General features: G+C 43.7%; 16 protein-coding genes. 7 read left to right on the forward strand and 9 right to left on the reverse strand.

Going from position 1 to position 19,782, the window contains the following annotated elements; genetic code table 11:
- The first annotated feature begins 25 nt into the window (after positions 1 to 25).
- Positions 26 to 406 (forward strand): MmcQ/YjbR family DNA-binding protein, encoded by a 381-nt coding sequence (locus tag DXD68_RS04825; protein ID WP_122360549.1) that lies wholly within the window; start codon positions 26 to 28, stop codon positions 404 to 406.
- A gap of 51 nt (positions 407 to 457) precedes the next feature.
- Here DXD68_RS04825 and DXD68_RS04830 read toward each other — a convergent pair whose 3' ends face one another.
- The 3 genes from DXD68_RS04830 to DXD68_RS04840 form a co-directional block, all read right to left on the reverse strand.
- Positions 458 to 2,803, reverse strand: coding sequence for a GH92 family glycosyl hydrolase (locus tag DXD68_RS04830; protein WP_122360550.1), 2,346 nt, complete (start codon positions 2,801 to 2,803; stop codon positions 458 to 460).
- Positions 2,804 to 2,820: 17 nt separating this feature from the next.
- The gene (locus DXD68_RS04835) at positions 2,821 to 3,930 is read right to left on the reverse strand and encodes a basic secretory protein-like protein (RefSeq protein ID WP_075556743.1); all 1,110 of its coding nucleotides are present in this window, start codon (positions 3,928 to 3,930) and stop codon (positions 2,821 to 2,823) included.
- Between the two features lie 331 nt (positions 3,931 to 4,261).
- Positions 4,262 to 8,290, reverse strand: a complete 4,029-nt coding sequence (locus DXD68_RS04840) for a hybrid sensor histidine kinase/response regulator transcription factor (RefSeq protein ID WP_122360551.1) — start codon at positions 8,288 to 8,290, stop codon at positions 4,262 to 4,264.
- Positions 8,291 to 8,439: 149 nt separating this feature from the next.
- Between DXD68_RS04840 and DXD68_RS04845 the strand changes: the two genes are divergently transcribed.
- The 5 genes from DXD68_RS04845 to DXD68_RS04865 all read left to right on the forward strand — a co-directional run bounded on the left by DXD68_RS04845 (position 8,440) and on the right by DXD68_RS04865 (position 12,013).
- A complete protein-coding gene (locus DXD68_RS04845) occupies positions 8,440 to 9,552 on the forward strand; it encodes a TlpA disulfide reductase family protein (protein ID WP_122360552.1) in 1,113 nt (370 codons plus the stop codon).
- Between the two features lie 5 nt (positions 9,553 to 9,557).
- Positions 9,558 to 10,004 carry an OsmC family protein gene (locus DXD68_RS04850; RefSeq protein ID WP_122360553.1) on the forward strand — a complete coding sequence of 149 codons (447 nt, stop codon included), beginning with the start codon at positions 9,558 to 9,560 and terminating at the stop codon, positions 10,002 to 10,004.
- Positions 10,005 to 10,127: 123 nt separating this feature from the next.
- The gene (locus tag DXD68_RS04855) at positions 10,128 to 10,820 is read left to right on the forward strand and encodes an iron-sulfur cluster assembly scaffold protein (RefSeq protein ID WP_122360554.1); all 693 of its coding nucleotides are present in this window, start codon (positions 10,128 to 10,130) and stop codon (positions 10,818 to 10,820) included.
- Positions 10,813 to 11,004, forward strand: coding sequence for a hypothetical protein (locus DXD68_RS04860; RefSeq protein WP_122360555.1), 192 nt, complete (start codon positions 10,813 to 10,815; stop codon positions 11,002 to 11,004). Before DXD68_RS04855 ends, DXD68_RS04860 begins: the two co-directional genes overlap by 8 nt.
- A gap of 7 nt (positions 11,005 to 11,011) precedes the next feature.
- Positions 11,012 to 12,013 (forward strand): GGGtGRT protein, encoded by a 1,002-nt coding sequence (locus tag DXD68_RS04865; RefSeq protein WP_122360556.1) that lies wholly within the window; start codon positions 11,012 to 11,014, stop codon positions 12,011 to 12,013.
- 330 nt (positions 12,014 to 12,343) lie between these two features.
- Here DXD68_RS04865 and DXD68_RS04870 read toward each other — a convergent pair whose 3' ends face one another.
- Positions 12,344 to 12,952 carry a hypothetical protein gene (locus tag DXD68_RS04870; protein WP_122360557.1) on the reverse strand — a complete coding sequence of 203 codons (609 nt, stop codon included), beginning with the start codon at positions 12,950 to 12,952 and terminating at the stop codon, positions 12,344 to 12,346.
- 2 nt (positions 12,953 to 12,954) lie between these two features.
- Positions 12,955 to 13,473: a DsbA family protein gene (locus tag DXD68_RS04875; protein ID WP_122360558.1), complete on the reverse strand. Its 519-nt coding sequence runs from the start codon at positions 13,471 to 13,473 to the stop codon at positions 12,955 to 12,957.
- A gap of 111 nt (positions 13,474 to 13,584) precedes the next feature.
- Between DXD68_RS04875 and DXD68_RS04880 the strand changes: the two genes are divergently transcribed.
- A complete protein-coding gene (locus DXD68_RS04880; protein WP_122360559.1) occupies positions 13,585 to 14,808 on the forward strand; it encodes a DUF763 domain-containing protein in 1,224 nt (407 codons plus the stop codon).
- A gap of 261 nt (positions 14,809 to 15,069) precedes the next feature.
- Here the strand turns inward: DXD68_RS04880 and DXD68_RS04885 are convergent, their stop codons facing one another.
- The 4 genes from DXD68_RS04885 to DXD68_RS04900 all read right to left on the reverse strand — a co-directional run bounded on the left by DXD68_RS04885 (position 15,070) and on the right by DXD68_RS04900 (position 19,781).
- Complete coding sequence (locus DXD68_RS04885) at positions 15,070 to 15,531, reverse strand: hypothetical protein (RefSeq protein ID WP_122360560.1); 462 nt, start codon at positions 15,529 to 15,531, stop codon at positions 15,070 to 15,072.
- Positions 15,532 to 15,539: 8 nt separating this feature from the next.
- Positions 15,540 to 17,273, reverse strand: coding sequence for a trypsin-like peptidase domain-containing protein (locus tag DXD68_RS04890; protein WP_122360561.1), 1,734 nt, complete (start codon positions 17,271 to 17,273; stop codon positions 15,540 to 15,542).
- Positions 17,274 to 17,419: 146 nt separating this feature from the next.
- A complete protein-coding gene (locus DXD68_RS04895; protein WP_122360562.1) occupies positions 17,420 to 18,604 on the reverse strand; it encodes an ABC transporter permease in 1,185 nt (394 codons plus the stop codon).
- The gene (locus DXD68_RS04900) at positions 18,588 to 19,781 is read right to left on the reverse strand and encodes an ABC transporter permease (RefSeq protein ID WP_122361060.1); all 1,194 of its coding nucleotides are present in this window, start codon (positions 19,779 to 19,781) and stop codon (positions 18,588 to 18,590) included. Before DXD68_RS04900 ends, DXD68_RS04895 begins: the two co-directional genes overlap by 17 nt.
- Between the last annotated feature and the right edge of the window lies 1 nt (position 19,782).

Raw genomic sequence — 19,782 nt, forward strand, 5'->3', positions numbered from 1 at the left:
ATGAAAATTACCTTGACATGTTGATATGAATATCGAAGAGTTCAGAGAATATTGCCTTTCATTAAAAGGAGTACATGAAAAGATGCCGTTTCCCAATGTGGCGGATAAATACAGTCGGGATGTCTTGTGTTTCTATATTGCGGACAAATGGTTTTGCTTTGTGAATATCGAGGTCTTTGATTTCTGTTGTATCAAATGCAATCCGGATGAATCGGGGGAACTGCAAGGAAGGTATGCAGGCATTACGCCGGGGTGGCACATGAACAAGAAGTATTGGATCAGTGTCTATTTCAATCAGGATGTGCCGGATCAGAAGATTAAAGAGCTGGTGAAGAAATCGTATGAGATCGTAGTCGGGAGTCTTCCGAAAAAGGAAAAGGAGAAACTGCAAGAAAGGGATACATGATAAAAAGAACACGCATCCCTATTCCTTCTGCCGTTGTTTTAATTCTAACAATTACTGATAAGTAGTTGACAATGAATAAGGTTTGTCAGCTTCGGCAAAGACACGCTTCTTGTTTGGAGCAGATGTCATTTCGAAGGTCAGCTCTCCCCCGTTCATTATATCTTGTTGAGTAATATACGCTTTGGTATATGGTTTCCCGTTCAGTTTTACGGATTTGACGTAACGGTTCTTGTCGCTTACCTTGTCGGCTCTGACTTCGAATGTCTTTCCATTTTCAAGAGAGACTTTCATGTAAGGCAGATAAGGGGCACCCAATACATATTGATCGGTTCCCGGGCAAACAGGATAGAAGCCCATCGCCGACAGGATATACCAGGCAGACATCTGGCCGCAATCATCGTTACCGCACAGGCCGTCGATATTGTTGCGGTACATCTTGTTCATGATCTCACGTTGCCAGTACTGGGTTTTCCAGGGTTGTGTAGTCCACATATACAGGAATGGGATATGATGGCTCGGTTCGTTGCCATGTACGTAACCACCCAGAAGACCTTCTTTGGTAACATCTTCCGTTTCGGCGAAAAATTCGTCGGGCAGGTGCATAGTGAAGAGAGAGTCCAGTTTAGTGATGAATGACTTGTCGCCACCCATCAATCGGATCATATTGTTTACATCCTGAGGAACATAGAACGAATAGTTCAGGCCATTGCCTTCGACAAAACCTTCGCCGTGTGTGCTCAGGAGGTTGAAGTTCTCTTTCCAGCGTCCGTCGGAATAACGGGGACGGGCATAACCGATACTGGTGTCGAATACATTCGTATAGTTCATAGCCCGCTTCTTATAACGGTCGGCCACTTCACGATTTCCTGCCAAAAGGGCTGTGTTGTAAATCGTCCAGTCGTCGTAGGAATATTCCAGTGTCAACGAAGCGGCACTGCCACTACGGTCGAGGGAGACATATCCTTTCTCCATCAATTCTTTCGTTCCGTCATAATAAGGAATGGTAGAGCTGCTGACCATTGCTTTCAACACTTCCTCCTTATCCAGCGGCAAGCCTTTTGCCACGGCATCAGCCAATACGGATACAGAATGATAACCGATCATACACCAGTTCTCGTTTGCCATATGGCTCCATACAGGCAACGCCTTATGTACACTTTGTTCGCAATGTTTCAGCATGGAACGGGCAATATCGGTATTCACCTGGCGATTGATGATATTGAACAGCGGATGCAAAGCCCGGTACGTATCCCAAACAGAGAAGACCGTGTAATTAGTAAAATCGTCTGCTTTATGAATATTACCATCCAGGCCACGATACTGACCATCTACATCGGTATAGACACAAGGATTGATCATCGTATGGTACAAAGAGGTATAAAGCATTGCCATCTGATCGTCAGTACCTTTCGCATCTATAATAGAAAGTTCCTTATTCCAGGTATCCGCAGCACGTGAAGCCAGTTGGTCAAAACTATATCCGGTAGCCTCGGCATGCAGGTTTTTCAAAGCGCCATCGGTGCTTACACCGGAAAGGGCTACTTTTACTTCCAGTTCATTCGAAGAAGCAGGATCGAAATCGAAATAAGCAACGATCTTCCGTCCGCCTATATCCGGGAAGTTCTCTTTCATATTGAACTTGCCGTAACCGCCGCGGTAATCGACTTTTGCTTTTTCATCGCAGCCGTAATGGATAACCGGTTTGGAGAAAGACATGGCGAAATAGGTGTAATTGGCTCGTGCCCAGCCGTTGGTTATACGATATCCTGTCACTAACGTATCATTTTCCACACGGATACTTGTCCATAGAACCTTTCCGTCGTAGTTGTAAATACCATGTATCATATCCAGGATAATACGCTGATTCTCCGTTTCTTTCGGGAAAGTATATTTATGTATTCCTGCCCGTTTGGTTGTAGTCAGTTGTGCTTTCACACCGTAATCGGCCAGCATCACTTCATAATAACCGGGACGGGAGATCTCTGTGTCGTGTGAGAATCGGGAACGATAGCCGCCGTCGGGATCGGTTGCTGTTCCGGGATTCAGTTTCAGGCAGCCGGTAGTCGGCATAATCAGGATATCACCCAGGTCGGAGTGTCCGGTTCCGCTGAAATGGGTATGGCTGAAACCGACGATGCTGCTGTCTTTATGCTGGTAACCGGCACAATATTCGTAAGCGCGGGGTTGATATTTGCCGTCCACATTATGCGGGATCGTATCGGTATCCGGGCTCAACTGTACCAGTCCGAACGGTACGCATGCTCCCGGAAAAGTATGTCCCATCCCGTTCGTTCCGATGATCGGGTTCACTAATGAGACTTTATCCTGCTGAGCAAATAAATTTCCTCCTGCCAGTAAAGCAGACAGAATTAAGGCTAAACATGTTGAAGACTTCATAATATATAATGTATTTGTTATTTCGTCAGGAACGCCTGGTACTCATTCCACATGCCCTCGATGCTGCTATCTTCACCGAAGACACTTTTTATCGCTTTATCGAAACTCCAGACTTCCAGGTCGCGGACAGTCAGATGGAATTTACGTATAGCATCCGGATCTTTGGTTTTCAGCCATTGGATAAAGAAACCCGTTGTGCGGTAACCATCCATCCAGTTACCTCCGGGCTTGCGTGTATTCATATCAAAAAAACCGGCTTCTGCCCGCACTGCATCAGCCATTCCTTCGATACAGGCCCAAAATTCCTTATTGGTGGAATAACTCCCGATACCTCTCGGTTCGAACTGATAGGCATGAACCAACTCATGGTATAAGACGCCACGTGTCTCAAAGTCGAGTTTATACAACGACTCGTTGGCTGACTTCTCTATGTGTTGTGTACTGTATTCGATGGAAATAACAGGGGGATTGCCGGATTTGGCAGATACACCGTCGTAGTCTTTCAGTGTATATTGAATGGTCTGCACGTCATTCATCGTATCCTGGGCGGTATAGAAAAGGATTTCCGCTACCTTTTCGGCATGGTATTTTATGTAAGCGTCCGGATCCTGCACCAGGTCGGCATAGATGGACGCCCCCTTTGTCTGAGGATCGAGTACCTCGAAGTCTACTTCGGGATATCTGAAATCTTTCCAGTCCGTCAGGAGGTTCTTTTCTGAGAAAGAGACATCGCCTATTATCAATATATCATTTCCCTCAGTGGACGCTTCCAACATATACTGTTTATAATTTGAAGGATTAGCTATCGTGCAAAGTATCTCCTGATAGCGGGAGCAGAAACGCTGGTCTTTGCGTTCGTCAATCACGACCCATTTCGTTCCGTCGTACGAACCTTTTAATGTCCAGGTTGCCGGATCGTGTTCCGGCGTTTCTCCCGATGAGTAGAGTTTGTAACTTTGGATAGGAATGCTGCATTGAGTATCAAAAACGATTTTATTTAAGCCCTGCGCTCCCGTATAACAAGTGGTAGGATCTCCGTCCGATAATTCCGGGACATTTACAGAGATATTTTCCCTACATGCAGAGAATAAGAGTAAGCTAACTACTACAATTACATATTTATTCATAACAACACAACTTTACTGTTAACTCAATAATGCATTCACTATCCAAAGAAAACAACTCCCCAAAAACGCCTTTGTCTGAAAATGCCTATCAAACAAGGGCGGTGATAAATCACGAATGCAATATTAGTTAGTTTTCATTTCCCTCGGTTATTCCTCAAATACCAAAAGAGTGTCATAATCTGCCGGATGTAGATTATGACACTCTTTTGGTAATCCGGGACACTGATGGTTTCTTACAGGAAATGTCGAATGCTTCGGTTCGATGTCGTCGAGACGGTCGCTTCGACGCCATCGAAAGGATCGTCTCGACACCGTCGAAAAGATCGAGGGGTTAATTCTTCCGATATTCACCTGGTGTTTGGTTATACTTGGAGGCGAACTCGCGGTAGAAATAGGATTTATTTGAGATACCTACTTTATAGATGATCTCCTGTACATTCAGATTGGTCGTTACCAGCAATTGGGCAGCATACGTCAGCCGGTAATCCTTAATAAAGTCGGTCGGAGTAAGCGGAGATATTTTCTTGAACCGACGGTAAAGCGAACGGGTATTCATACCCATTTTCTCTGCAATCAGCTCGGGACGCAAAGTTTCCTTATCCAGATTCTCTGTGATGATAGCAATAACTTCATCCATAAATTCTTTGTCTTCCTGATGGATCAACTGTCCCCCGGATTGCTCGTAAGCACTTTCCGGTGAATAGTAGTAATCTTTCAGTTCCTTCTTGCTTGTCATCAGACGATTCACCACCGAACGGAGCACAACCGACGAGAACGGTTTAGTCAGGTAAGCGTCAGCCCCCAGGTCCAATCCTTCAGCCTGATCGCTTTCGGAGATACGGGCGGAAACGACGATCAACGGGATATGCCGGGTAAACTTATCCGACTTCACGCGACTGATCAGCTCCAGGCCGTCTATATCCGGCATCATTATATCTGTAATAATAAGAGCCGGTGTTTGTTTCTCCATCAAAGCGAGTGCCTCTTCTACACTGAACGCTTCTTCTATCGTATAAGCCGGGGATAAGGATTCTTTGATAAGCCAGACAATATCTTTATTGTCGTCTACCACAAGGATGCAAGGTTTGTCATCCGCAGATACCGGTATCCCTATCTCACCCTGATCCGGAGAAGTCGCTAAAATACAGGTATCAGGTTCTTCGTTATCTTCCACCGTACCGTCTTCATCTACTTCCAGATGTGGTAACCGGACGATAAATTCAGCAAATTTACCTTCTTCACTTTTCACTTCTATCGTACCACGCAAAGACTGCACCATACTATGACAGATAAACAATCCCAAACCGTTTCTGGAAGTCATTTGGGTATAATTGTTTCCATCCAGATCACCCAGTATACGATATCGGTCAAAGATTGTATTCAGGTCTGCTTCCGATATTCCTTTACCAGTATTATATACGCTGATGACTAACGAATCATCCTCTATCGTTGCCGAGATACGGATGCTACCGGCCTCGTCCGTATATTTGAAAGCGTTGGATATCAGATTAACCAAAATCTTCTTCAGACCGGTAGGATCGGTATTCCAATTAAGAGAGTCCGGCAGAGATATCGTAAAGTTTATTCCATTCTGCTCAGCAATAGGGGTAAAGGAGTCGTATTGCCTGCGGATAATATCGGAAACGGAAGTCTTTTTAATACTGAAATAGTTCATTCCCGCTTCCTCAATCTTGCGGAAGTCGAGGATTTCCTGGATCAGTTCGTTAAGGCTTACTACGTTATCCCGCAATATACGGATATATCTTATCAGTTTATTATCCGAAGTATTCTCCGCATAAGTATGGATATAATCCCCCACCCCGTTGATCAAAGTAAGCGGAGTGCAAAGTTCATGTGTGATATTGGCGAAGAAATTCAGCTTTGCCTCATATAGTTTTTCTTTTTGTTCTTCCCTGATCTTCCGTGCAACGAGTTGTTGCTTTTCTGCCATTCTCCGGTTGAAACGGTAAAATAACCCCGTTAATAAAAGAAGAAATGCAAACACATATAATACGATTGCCCAGGTTGAACGATACCAGGGAGGAAGTACCTTCAATGGTAAAAGGTATTCGCGGGCATTCGAGTCATACACATCGTTTTTGTAGCGGACTTTCAGTACATAGTTACCGTAAGGAAGTTTGGTGAACGATATTTCGTTATTCTTCTGTAATTCCGTCCAGCCGGTATTATAATTCTGCAACAGGTAAGAGTATTCATAGTTTTCTCCATGAATATAATCTGTTGCAACAAACGAGATATTAAACGTCGAGATATCCGGAGGAATCACGAGCTGGGCAGACTCTGCATCCGTATAGTCGTAAAGACTGACCGTCTCCCCTCCCATCTTCAGTTCAAAGAAATGAAGGTCCGGCCGAAAGTTTTCCAACTGGTCATTTTGGGGGTCGATCCAGACGAGACCATCGATACCACCGAAAAACAACCGTCCGGTATATTCGCATATCCAATAGGCGTCATCCGAGAATTCAGTAACTTTCAACTCCTGATACCCATAGTTATGAAAGAAACTGTTACGGGGATTATATTTCGTCAATCCTTTATTGGTACTTAACCAGATACATTCATCCCGGTCTTCCAATATACCGTGGATCATATCGTTGCTGATACCGTCACTCCTGTCGAACTGCCTGACATCACAAGTGCCTGATGAATTACATTTCATACGGGTCATTCCGGAACTGGCGCCCAGATAAAAAGTCGAGTCGCTACTATAATACAGGCTTAATACGTCACCAATTGCCTGGTTGGATGAATTATTCATCGACATAAAGTCATATTCCCGGGTAAGCAGGTCAAAACGTGCCATCCCGTATCCGCCGCGACTACCCAGATATATAGTCGATTTTCCGTCGTAATACATCGAATAGAATTCGTTACAGACTTTTCCATCCTTCTCCAGTTGATAGGAATCAATGTATTCGACGACCAGACCCGATTTACTTTTCTCCAGAATAACCTCGATCAATCCATCCCCTGTCGTGGCTACCCATAAAGTAGAATCGTTTACCTCACAAATAGAATGCACATATCTTAATTTTGTATCGATCTTACTGGGAAGTGTATGCACCTTCCCATCTTCATACGAATAATAGGAAAGCCCCGGACCATCCGTTCCGATCCATACCAAAGAATGATACCGGCTCTTATAAAAACAATATACACGGTTATTAGAAAGTCCGTTGGCTGTGGTATAACGAGTTATCTTATCGGAAGGTATCTGTTTTCCCTTATAAGAATCATACTCCTTTATACGAACAAAGCCATCGCCTTTTGTTCCGAACCATAACGTTTTATCTTCGTCGGTATAAACCGAACGTACAGGATTACGCATCACAAAAGGCAAATCTTCCAGCAACAACCCGTCAAAACGCTCAGACTTATCGTAAAACATCCTGACACCTTGTCCGTCCGTTCCGATCCAAAGAATATTCTGTTTATTGTCTTTAATCATACTAAAAATACCGATATTCAGATCGAAAGCTCCTTCCGGATCATCCAAATCCATCAATAAACCATCCCTGAACGCCAGGTATTGTTTCGACTGAAAAGAAACAATACGGGATATATCCCCATATTTCTTCATCCATACGGAAAGATCAGACAAATATTTTTCCTTTTTATCCTTCATTCCATATTGATACAATTTGTTCTCAGTATCCACATAATAGAGAACACCTTCTTCATAAAAAGCCTGCCTTATCTCTTTATCATGTATTTTGCTTTCTTTTATCTGTAATTTAAGAGGTAAAGTAGAATAATCCGGAATGATCTTTTTCAGAAAGCCGTCAGACGAAAGGATATAAAAATCCCCTTGCTCATCGGTAAACAAGGCTTTTACTGCATCCGGTGTTATCCCTTCTGTATAAATATCCTGAAAAGAACCAGCCCGGGCGGTATAACAAGAAATAAAATTCTTCCGGCTTACCAATAGCGTATTTTCCAGAGCGTCAGCAACAATCAGGCGGCATTCGGGATATTCCATATACGACTCCGTCACTTTGCGTTCTCTCAATGAAAACCGGTTCAGCCCCATCGAGGTCGAGATCCATAGATATTCTCCGCCACCTCCCGAAATCTTATGAATAATATTGCTGCAAAGTGTATTTTTATTATCAGGTTCAAAACGGTAAACATAGGTATTCTTCCCATTATACAAGTTCAATCCGTCATACGTTCCAAGCCATATATAACCATGAGTATCCTGATAAATATCTATTATCGCATTATTCGACAAATCAATATTATTCGCTTTATGGAACGCCATCGATGCCGCTCCTTTAAAAAAAGGACACAGCAGGAATAAGCCCAATAATAGAAATCGTATTGATAGGAATCGAGTCATTATTATGTTTATTATTGATCAGACGACAAATATAATCCATCTTTTCCGTAATATTAAAACTTTTTAAGCTTAAAGGAATAAAGGATTATTAATAAAGCGATAACTTCGCATATTCGAAGGTGATAATATCGTTTTAACACATATAATATATGAAAAAGTATCTACCTCTTGCTGCTTCCGCACTGCTTCTTGCTGCCTGCAGCGAAAAACCGGGTTACGAAATAACCGGTACAGTATCAAACGCCGATCTGAATGGAAAGTATGTATACCTCTATGAGTACGGAAATCCGGATGTCCCACCTTTGGACAGTGCATTAGTGGAAAACAACACTTTCAGATTTCAAGGGACACAAGAGGGTTCGCTGCTTGCTACTCTTCAGTTCTCGACGGATGTTGTTCCCGAAGAACGTGGCAAACCCAATTTGTTTAAAACAACCTTCACCCTTGAAAACGGAAAAATCATCGCCAACCTCGATACATTCTCTGTTGTGACCGGAACACCGGCCAATGATGCAGAAAAGGCATTGAAAGATGAGATCGCTCCGATTTATGATGAAATGGGTAAACTGGGGGATGCCATCCGTTCTGAAGATAAAGATATAGCCAACGCCGCAGAAAAGAAGTATGACGAATTCAGCGAAAAGATCACACGGGCAATTTGTAACTATATCCTGGCCCATATGGATCAAAAAATGTCTGCTAAATATACGTTTGACAACCGTTACAATCTGAGTGAAGAACAACAGAGTGAAATCATCGCACAGGCTGACTCAACTTTCAAGGCATTCCCGGGTATCGACAAAATGATGAGCCGCCTCGAAATACTGAAAAATGTAGCTGTCGGCAAACAGTTCGTAGATTTCGAAATGGCTGATCCTAAAGGTGAAGTTCACAAACTGTCTGAATTTGTAGGTAATGGTAAAGTTGTCCTGATCGACTTCTGGGCATCCTGGTGTCCTCCTTGTCGTAAAGAAACACCGCATTTAGTCGAGCTATACAAACAATACAAGAATAAAGGTTTTGAAATCGTTGGTATTTCATTGGATAGTAAAGCCGATGCATGGGCAAAAGGCGTAAAAGACCTGAACATTACCTGGACACAACTGTCTGACCTGAAAGGCTGGCAGAATGCAGGTGCCGCTCTATACGGAGTAAACAGCATTCCTCATACGGTTCTGGTCGACAAAGACGGTACAATCATCGCCAAGAATATTCATGGTGAAGAGATAGATGCCAAACTACAGGAGACTCTAAATAAATAAGGTATATGTCCGCTCAGATCACATTAAAGTGGAAAAAAGATTCTACTTTTGAAACCGAGTTGAACGGCCACCCGATCATCATCGATACCTCCGTAGAAAACGGGGGTAACGATGAAGGGCCGCGCCCCAAAGCTCTGATGTTGGTTGCCTTGGCCGGATGTACAGGCATGGATGTAGCCCCCCTTTTCCGGAAGATGCGGGTACATTTTGAAAGTCTCTCCATTGACGTCACCGCAGAAACATCCGACGGCATTCCGATGGTCTACACCGGCTTTCATGTGACTTACCATGTTGTTGCCAACCCAGCCGACAGCGCCAAAATAGTGAAAGCAGTCCGCTTATCACAAGAAAAGTATTGCGGAGTAACGCTTATGATGAAAAAGATAGCTCCTGTCACCTGGGATATCATCCTCAACGGAACACCTCTAAATGTTGATTCCACAGAGAAATAACAAACCTGCCCTGTTGCATGGAAAAATTAAAAACTCTATCTTTGTGCGGCTTTAACAAAGGCGATATTACATAGAAATTAGCATAAAGTTTTATTATCACTTTAATATAATAAATTAGCGATTATGATTTATTCACATGAAGTTCAACACATGTGTGTTGTAAAGAAGGGAGCCAACCATCCTTGTGCTCCGATTCCTGAAGAAGGAAAATGGGTTAGATCTACTCAGATCACTGACATCTCAGGTTTGACTCATGGTGTGGGTTGGTGTGCTCCTCAGCAAGGTGCATGTAAACTGACACTGAACGTAAAGGAAGGAATCATTCAGGAAGCTCTGGTTGAAACAATCGGTTGCTCTGGTATGACTCACTCTGCTGCGATGGCATCAGAAATCCTTCCGGGCAAAACTCTTCTGGAAGCATTGAACACTGACCTTGTTTGCGACGCTATCAACACAGCTATGCGCGAATTATTCCTGCAGATCGTTTACGGACGTACACAGTCTGCTTTCTCAGAAGGAGGTCTGCCTATCGGAGCTGGTCTGGAAGACTTAGGTAAAGGTCTGCGTAGCCAGGTTGGTACTATGTTCGGTACTTTGGCTAAAGGTACTCGTTACCTGGAAATGGCAGAAGGTTACTGTACCCGTATGGCATTAGACGCTGACGATCAGGTAATCGGATATGAATTCATCCACCTGGGTAAATTCATGGAAATGGTAAAGAAAGGTATCGATGCTAACGAAGCATTAGAAAAAGCTAAGGGTTCTTACGGTCGTTTCAAAGAAGCTGTAAAATATATCGATCCTCGTAATGAATAAGAAAACACTGACACGCGTCCTGATCGGGCTAATTATCATAACTGTTATCGCGACGGTAATCACCTACTTCATCATGAAGCCGGACCGTCCCTGGATGGCATTTTATATGGCCTGTTGCGGCGGTGTACTTGTTTTCAACTTTCTAATATCTTTATTCCTGGTAAATAAGAATTTAAAAAAGTAAAAATAATATGGCTTTATTTGAAAGTTACGACCGTCGTATCGATCATATCAACGCGGTTTTAAAAGAATATGGTATCAACGGTATCGAAGATGCAAAAGCTATCTGCGACGCTAAAGGTATTGATCCTTATACAATGTGTAAGGAAACTCAACCTATCTGTTTCGAAAATGCTGCATGGGCTTACGTTGTAGGTGCTGCTATCGCTATCAAGAAAGGTTGCACAAGCGCTGCTGACGCTGCCGAAGCTATCGGTATCGGTCTGCAGGCATTCTGTATCGCAGGTTCTGTTGCCGACGACCGTAAGGTTGGTATCGGCCACGGTAACCTGGGTGCACGTCTGCTTCGCGAAGAAACAAAATGTTTCGCATTCCTGGCAGGTCACGAATCTTTCGCTGCTGCTGAAGGTGCTATCAAGATCGCTGAAATGGCAAACAAAGTTCGTAAAGAACCGTTGCGTGTTATCCTGAACGGTCTGGGTAAAGATGCTGCTATGATCATTTCCCGTATCAACGGCTTTACTTATGTTCAGACTCAGTTCGACTATGCAACAGGTGCTTTGAACGTGATTAAAGAAACTCCGTATTCAGAAGGTCTTCGTGCAAAAGTAAAATGCTACGGTTGCGACGACGTTCGTGAAGGTGTTGCTGTAATGCGTGCTGAAGGTGTTGACGTATCTATCACAGGTAACTCAACTAACCCGACTCGTTTCCAGCACCCGGTAGCCGGTACATACAAGAAAGAATGTATGGAAAATGGCCATAACTACTTCTCTGTTGCTTCAGGTGGTGGTACAGGCCGTACTCTGCACCCGGATAACATGGCTGCAGGTCCTGCTTCTTACGGTATGACCGACACAATGGGCCGTATGCACGGTGACGCTCAGTTCGCCGGTTCTTCATCAGTTCCTGCTCACGTAGAAATGATGGGATTCTTGGGTATGGGTAACAACCCGATGGTAGGTGCTACTGTTGCTGTAGCTGTTGCTATCGAGGAAGCTATGAAGAAGTAATCTGATAAATTACTTATATATGAACTCCTGCAATCTTTGGGTTGCGGGAGTTTTTTGTTTATGGAAATAACTTATTTACTTCTCCTTTTTGGCTAATAAAAAAATACTTCTTATTTGATTTCTTCAATTGAACATGTTTTTTTGTGGAAAACAATACCAATAAAGAATACCATAATGAACAATATGAAATTTTTGATGCAGTTCCCAATAATGTGCTTTATGGTATTGATGACAAGCTATATTTCATTGACACACAAATAAGATTGAAATAAACATTTTACCACAAAAGTCACTCTCTCACAAAAGTTGGAGAAATAAATATTCAAATTATTATCTTCGTCCTCCATTTCTTCCACCGGAATTTGTACGGCTGTTTGTTGTTCTTTTATTTTCCGTACGGTTGCTTGAACCGGAATTGGACGGGCGGGTTACTTCTGCCGGTTTTGTCTGAGGGCGGGTTGTTGTCGGACGGCTACTCTCAGGACGACTCGATTCGGGGCGACTCGGTCTGTTTGATTCGGGACGACTCGGACGATTCGATTCAGGACGGTTGGAACCCGGGCGATTGGGACGGTTCGGATGACTAGGATGATGATCCGGCGGATAAATATAGATAGGCCGTCCATAATCAGGAAATACCATTGGAGGGGCTACAGGCGGAATGTAAGTTACATCATCATACAAATATTCATACCCTGTCAGATAGTTATCCCAAAATTCCAGCGCATACACCTCATTACGGGCTGTCCGGTATTCCAGCACTTCCTGTATATAACCATCTTTCTTGTTGACAGCCAAGACCCGGTCAGGAGCCCCCATCAGGTTCTCCACCTCAGCGACAGTCATACCAGTAGTCAGCATACCCAAATCCAGATATTTGTATGCTCCGCAAGCCACTAACAAGAAAGAGGTCAATAGAATCAAACTTATTTTCTTCATCTTTATTCTGAAATTAGAGACTCCAGATATTCGATAAATTCGGAAGTCATCCAATTCCCGTCAAAGGCTTCACCATTGACAAAGAAAGTCGGAGTTCCTTCCACTTTATTTTCCAATCCGGAATCATAATCATCTTTTACTTTTTGGTAGAAACGGTCTTTACCGAAATCCGTTTCAAACTCAGCAGCGTTTATTCCCAGTTTCCTGGCATATTCCAACAGGTAATAATCATCCAACGCATTCTGATTTTCAAAAAGAAGATCATGCATCTCCCAAAACTTACCGTCGGAAGCCGCTATCTCCGCAGCAATAGCGGCATGCAAAGCGTGCGGATGCAATTCCGTAAGCGGGAAATTACGGAAAACGAATTTAACCTTGTTCCCGAATTTCTTCTGTATATCCTTTACTATATAATATGCTTTCCTGCAATAAGGACACTGATAGTCTGCATACTCAATTAATTCTATCGGTGCATTGACCGGACCTTGAACATGATCGTTCTTATTTACTTCCAAATACATATCTGTTACTATATTGATTTCTAAATAATAACACCACAGGTATTTCTTTTGTTGTTCATATTAGTACTTCATTAACTGAATTGATTTTGTTTTTTATCTATCTTCGCATCTATGAAACGAGGTACAGCTGATTTGCCATTACATTACGGAACAGTCCCGCCCTGGCTGGCTCAACGTATGAGTTTGCTAGGAGGAGCCATTGCCGAAGCAATTATTATCGAATATGGTCGTCCGGCCTTATTACGACGGCTTAGTGATCCTTTCTGGTTCCAGTCGTTAGGATGTGTATTGGGTATGGACTGGCATTCGTCAGGTATTACGACATCCGTCATGAATGCCCTGAGAAAAGCGATCAATTACAGGTCGGAAGAACTGGGCGTTTATATTTGCGGAGGAAGGGGTAAATTTTCAAGAGAAACACCTAATCAACTCCTGGAAGTAGCCGATAAAACCGGATTGAACGGAAATGAACTGGTAAGATGCAGCAAACTGGCGGCCAAAGTCGATAATACAGCCGTTCAAGATGGTTTTCAACTTTATCTACATACGTTTATCGTCACCAAAGAAGGCGACTGGTCTGTCATACAACAAGGCATGAACCCGAATGAGCGTATGGCCCGGCGTTATCACTGGCTGTCGTCTTCGCTTCGTTCGTTTATGGAGGAGCCTCATACTTCCGTTTGTGGCAGAAACCAGGGATTGATACTCAACTTGACGGATAAGCTGGCCGCTCCTACTAAAGAGGGGATCGTCGAACTGACAAAAGAGACGCCCGACAAGCTGATGCGTGAAGTTTCTATCATTCTCCCTAATCATCATGAGGTAAGAGAGGAAGATGTTAACCTGAAACGCCTGGGGGCTGCACTATTGTTAGCTCATGAGACAAATGTGTCCGACATGGAATCATTGCTTTTACTGGAAGGTGTCGGGCCACGTACACTGCAATCGCTCACATTGGTCAGCGAAGTGATACACGGTACTCCATCCCGCTTCTCTGATCCAGCCCGTTTTTCATTCGCACACGGGGGAAAAGACGGACATCCGTTTCCTGTCCCGACAAGTGTTTATGATGAGACGGTTGAAGTATTCGACAAAGCCATACGACAGGCTCGTCTCGGGGATAAAGAGAAATCGGATGCTTTGAAGAATCTATCCAAGATATCACAGGAAATAGAAAAAGGATATACGCCAAGCAAATATTTTGATGATTGGGTACAGCACGAACGGGATACGTCTTATAAATATGGTGGAAAGACTGTTTTTGGTGATGCTAAAAAACCTGTAAAGAAAGAGGATAAGGGAAAGGGAGGAATACAGCTCAGTTTATGGGATTAAAAAATCAAATATTGTCAAAAGTGAACTATCTTGTCCCCATATCGGGCACGGGAATGGGATAGCCCAACCTTTATACCAAACAGTAGTTAATTTACTAATTATCAATAACTTTACATAACACAACCAACCAAAGAGCCCAAATCTCGTTTTAAACGAGCGAAAACTCGTTTTAAATGAGCTTACAGTCCGTTTTAAACGAAAAAAAACTCGCTTTAAACGAAGTGAGGGTTCGTTTAAAACGAGTTTTTAGGGAATCTATACCTATCGTCGCACCAACATATATTTATACGCCGTCTCCGAACAATCCTGGATAAACAAGGTATCGCCGTTTATAGACAACGGATAAGCCGGATTGGTAGCATAGAAGACATCCATCAGATAAGCATCGTATCCTGCGCCTGTATCAGCTTTTCGCCAGTTCAAATCACCGGGTTCGTCTTTGCCGTCTTCTGACCAGACGTATTTATCGCCGTCAAATGTGATGAAAGTATTTTCGAACTCACAAAGCTGACCGGTATTCTGACCGCTGATCAATTCCCATTTCCCATCAACAAATTCTTTGATCTCGGGAAGCGATTTATCAAAGAGAGTCGCCCGAAGCGTTGTCTGGGATTCAATTTTGTCCGACGCTCCTCCCTGTCCAGACTTGCCTTTACAACCGCTTGTGCCGATCAGGCAAAAGCTAACAACTACCATAATGAAAATACTTTTCACACTCTTCATATCCGGTCTTATTTACAATGTTCTTTTATCAGTCTTTCTGCTAACGGATCCCCCAACTCTTTTGCCTTGTTCAATGCTTCGCAGGCTTCCGCTTTCTTTTCCATACGCACATAACAGATACCTTTCAGACGATAACAAGCAGCAAAATCCGGAGCCACCTTCAAAGCCGCATCAATACATGTCAGCGCTTCCGTATAATTTTTCAAACGAACATATACAGACGCTTCTTCTGCACGGTAATCAGGAATATCCGGACTCAAGCGAACAGCTTCTTTGATATCGGCCAGTGCACCATCCATATCTCCGGCACGGAACTTTGCCTGCTCGCGATAGAAATAGAAATCACTGCCCACACTGCCGTTCATTGCCTTATAATACAAATTGTAATCTTCTATTGCTTCGGCATACTGTGACAAACGAAGCTTCCAGTCTATCCGTTCCAGAATATACTGACCGGCTTCAGAAGTAAGAGGTAACCCACACTTTTCTACAGCACCGTCCAACAGGGCAATTACATCGCCGATATTGAATCCGGGTGTATTTTCTTTAGCCTTAGCCGCCCAATAGTAAGAAGTAGGCGATGCCAGGTCACTGTTGTTTACGATCATGTATTCATTATAAGCCTGGTCATATTCTTTCAGGAAGAAATGAATATCTCCCGCTAACTGATGATAAACAGGAAGATCCTCTTCACCGATAGCTTTCTGAATAGTCTCCATAGCAGACTGTACCGTCCACGCCGGGTCAGTCAAAGTCGTATCCGTGACAGCTACGCTATAGATCAGTTTCGCCTGGTTGTAATAAACATCCCCTTTTTTATCACTGTATTTGGAGGCTGTTCCAATATCATCCAACGCCAGTTTCAGAAATTTTTCCTGTTCGGCCGGAGTAGAAGCCAGCTCGGCACGCCGTCCGGCATAATGGCTGGCACGGTTCAGATAACCGTCTGCCGAATTCGGGAAAGTCGCGATAAAATCGTTCAATGTTTCCAAATATGTTTTGGCATCCTGTGTACTGCTTTTCAGGAACAAAGCAACCTGAGCCTGTTCCACATCTGCCGGCCACGCTTTCTTTATAGCTATACTATTATATACGGAATTTAGAAAATCGGTAGAAGTTATAGCCAAATTGTTCACATAAGATGCTGAAACAGCATACGATATATCCTTCTTTCCGGAAGCGTCCGCCTGCGCCAAACCGAAAACCTCTCCCTCGGCATTCAATATCGGAGAATTTACGTGGGCGTCTTCCAACGGAATGGATAATTTGTAGTAACTATACGGATCTTTCAGCTTGCTCACTTCCGTGATCGTTCCCTGTTCGAAACTGACTTTCTTTTCTGTTGTATAAGGCAACAAATAGGCAACTGCCCCTACTGCCAGCGGATCTGCTACTACAGGTAAGAACTGAACTTTCTTAGGCGTTTCCGCTTTTACCTTTATGACATCATACAACTCGTCTGCACCGACAATATGTGTAACCGGATAAGTTTTTCCTTCCACGTCCGTCACCGTAGCCTTCTCCGCCCCTTCGAACAGTTCATAGGCGGTGAGAACATCTCCCGTTTCGGAAACAAAGATACCTGTCCCCGAAGTCAGTTTAGTTCCGTCTTTTCCGTATGTAGTGATTAAAACAACGGCCTTTTTACTTTTTTCCATCCATTTAGGAGCGGCGTTCTTCTGTGCTGTTGCCGGTAATAAGTGGCAACAAATTAAAATAAGTAGTAATAGTGTTTGTTTCATTTCTTTTCTCATGTTATCAGATATGCCGACAAATGTAATACTTTATTGTCTTTGTACATATTGTCTGCGTATAAATTTATCGTCAGCTACTGTTATAGTTCTGTTTAAGTAGCTGACGATTGACACATAGCGTATCATTGGCACTTTCAATGATATGCTTTCCTTATATTATAGCGATAAGCTAAACATGCTAACCCAAAATATACTGCGCATTGAATCCACAAAGTAACATACTCCGTATGAATCTCAGCCATAGAAGCTCCCATCGAATTCAATTTGACATACGCCAGGGTTGCCGGGGCAGCCGGGATCAGGAAATGCGATAATTTCCAGTACCAGGGCATCAGTTCCAAAGGATAAGATACACCGGAAAGGAAAATCAATCCTACGGAGAAAAAGGCGATCATCAACAAAGGAGCATCCGAATCGGTAAAGAAAACGGAAGCCGCCAAGCCAAAGAAACTGGTCGCCATCAGGAATGGGATGAGCAACATGATGATATTCCACACATTCCCTATATCCGGCAGGTCGAAGATCAACGGGATCAATCCCAACAGGAATAGCGAGAAGATAGCATATAGCATCATATAGACAAACGTCTTTCCGGTCACCAATCTTGCCGCCTGCCCGAACGAAGGACGATTTCCCTGCAACAGCCGGAATTGACGTTCTTCCCCGCTGACCATTCCGATCACCATCAATAACGTCTGGAACATAATGACGATCAGCACGGCAGGTATCAGGTACGTTCCGTACCCCTCCGTATAATTGTACAAAGCAGTCCCAGCCACATTAATCGGTTGGGTAACCGAAAGTTGTGCCGCATCCTTGCTTGGAAGAAAGACTATCATCTCAGGACGGAAACGATCGTTGAGTGCCAGCATCGAACCTGCCGACGCTTCCTGTATCGACAGATAATAAAGGAAAGCACTGGTCGTTTCATACATGATAAAGATCGATTCGTCACCACGCGAAACCCGATCGGTAAAGTCGTAGGGCAAATACAGGATACCGGCAGCCTCATCACGTTTCATCAGTTCCTGCGCCTGAGGGAAATCCTCTCCGGTGGCTATCACATCGACCTGGGGCGTTGCATTCAGCAGGCGGATATATTCGCGGCTCAACTCCGTTTTCGAATTATCCACCACTACGACAGGTACATTACGCACCACGTCGGGAGCATACATATAATTATATAGCAGACCGTACATGAATATACCTCCCATCAGCACGAGAACGATGGCAAAGCTACCCGAAATGGTCTTGAACTCATTCAGGATGATGGAAGATATATTACTCAGACCTGCTTTTATGTTATTTGATGTTTTCATACTTATGACTTAAAATTGCTCTTTTTAAATGCGGCACCATCAGGAACGCTACCAGGATGAAACAGAATAAGGCACTGAAATTCCACCAGGTATAGGCAAACCCATAGTCGCCGTACAAAAGATTCTGATTGATCTCCACAAAATGACGTACCGGAAACAGGAACGAAGTGTAATAAACCGGAGCATACATAGATGGGGCCGGAAAGGTTACGCCCGACAAGGTTGCCCCTAACGATCCGACCATCGACACAATACTGATAATGATACTGATTGCCGGAAAGAGGGAAAAAAGGAATACAGCCAAAGCCTGCGAAGCAATCACAAACAGGATCGAAGTCAGGTTCAAAGGCCAGAATCCGCACGAGAAAGGAATATTCATTATACCGAACATGACATAATTTCCCAGGATACTCATCAGGGAAAAGATAATCGTATAAGGAAGTAATTTCCCAAAAAGAGCCGTTACCATGTTCATCCTTGCCGTTGCCAGCCATTCATCGCCGGTACGGAACTTTATTTCACTTCCCACGGCATAGACTGTCGTAAGCAAAATGATCACCTGGAAGAAAATAAAGAAGAACGGATTACTCAGATACACTGAATAATCCAAATCCGGATTGAACAACGGATGGTTCTGTGCCTGGATAGGAACCAGGAAAGTGGATACCTCTTTCTGACTGATCCCCATAGCGGTCGCCTGCACTACGATCGGAGCCATTGAAAACGTGCGCAGCAGACTTTCAAAAGCTCCCCGGACCTCTCCACCGACACTTAGCAATGCATAATGATAGTAATAAGATAAAGTAGCCTGCCTCCCACCCGTCACGTCTTCTTCAAAACGGTTCGGGATAACCAAATAGCCATATATTTCTTTGGCTTGTGTCGCTTTCCGGGCTGTTTCGGCATCTGCATAATGATGTGTGACACGGAAAGTCGGGACAGCTTCGACCTGGCGGGTCAATTCACGGGATAAAGCAGTCTGGTCCTGATCGACAATACCTACCGGAATGTTCTCCATCTGCCCGTTACCGAAGATCGTAGACATAAAGAAGATACAAAACAGCGGCAACACGATGCAGACTCCGAAATAAAGCCTGCGTGAAACCATCCGGCGTAGCTCGCGTTGAACAACGCGAGCCAATGGAGAATTGAAAATTGAGAATTGAAAATTCTTCATG

Source organism: Parabacteroides sp. TM07-1AC (assembly GCF_003480915.1).
Lineage (GTDB): Bacteria > Bacteroidota > Bacteroidia > Bacteroidales > Tannerellaceae > Parabacteroides > Parabacteroides chongii.

Coding starts and splice junctions, on each gene's coding strand:
- DXD68_RS04875 (WP_122360558.1), bottom strand. CDS start 13,473: ATGTATTTGGAAGTAAATAAGAACGATCATGTTCAAGGTCCGGTCAAT.
- DXD68_RS04900 (WP_122361060.1), bottom strand. CDS start 19,781: ATGAAGAATTTTCAATTCTCAATTTTCAATTCTCCATTGGCTCGCGTT.
- DXD68_RS04870 (WP_122360557.1), bottom strand. CDS start 12,952: ATGAAGAAAATAAGTTTGATTCTATTGACCTCTTTCTTGTTAGTGGCT.
- DXD68_RS04885 (WP_122360560.1), bottom strand. CDS start 15,531: ATGAAGAGTGTGAAAAGTATTTTCATTATGGTAGTTGTTAGCTTTTGC.
- DXD68_RS04880 (WP_122360559.1), top strand. CDS start 13,585: ATGAAACGAGGTACAGCTGATTTGCCATTACATTACGGAACAGTCCCG.
- DXD68_RS04835 (WP_075556743.1), bottom strand. CDS start 3,930: ATGAATAAATATGTAATTGTAGTAGTTAGCTTACTCTTATTCTCTGCA.
- DXD68_RS04825 (WP_122360549.1), top strand. CDS start 26: ATGAATATCGAAGAGTTCAGAGAATATTGCCTTTCATTAAAAGGAGTA.
- DXD68_RS04830 (WP_122360550.1), bottom strand. CDS start 2,803: ATGAAGTCTTCAACATGTTTAGCCTTAATTCTGTCTGCTTTACTGGCA.
- DXD68_RS04855 (WP_122360554.1), top strand. CDS start 10,128: ATGATTTATTCACATGAAGTTCAACACATGTGTGTTGTAAAGAAGGGA.
- DXD68_RS04860 (WP_122360555.1), top strand. CDS start 10,813: ATGAATAAGAAAACACTGACACGCGTCCTGATCGGGCTAATTATCATA.
- DXD68_RS04840 (WP_122360551.1), bottom strand. CDS start 8,290: ATGACTCGATTCCTATCAATACGATTTCTATTATTGGGCTTATTCCTG.
- DXD68_RS04895 (WP_122360562.1), bottom strand. CDS start 18,604: ATGAAAACATCAAATAACATAAAAGCAGGTCTGAGTAATATATCTTCC.
- DXD68_RS04850 (WP_122360553.1), top strand. CDS start 9,558: ATGTCCGCTCAGATCACATTAAAGTGGAAAAAAGATTCTACTTTTGAA.
- DXD68_RS04865 (WP_122360556.1), top strand. CDS start 11,012: ATGGCTTTATTTGAAAGTTACGACCGTCGTATCGATCATATCAACGCG.
- DXD68_RS04845 (WP_122360552.1), top strand. CDS start 8,440: ATGAAAAAGTATCTACCTCTTGCTGCTTCCGCACTGCTTCTTGCTGCC.
- DXD68_RS04890 (WP_122360561.1), bottom strand. CDS start 17,273: ATGAAACAAACACTATTACTACTTATTTTAATTTGTTGCCACTTATTA.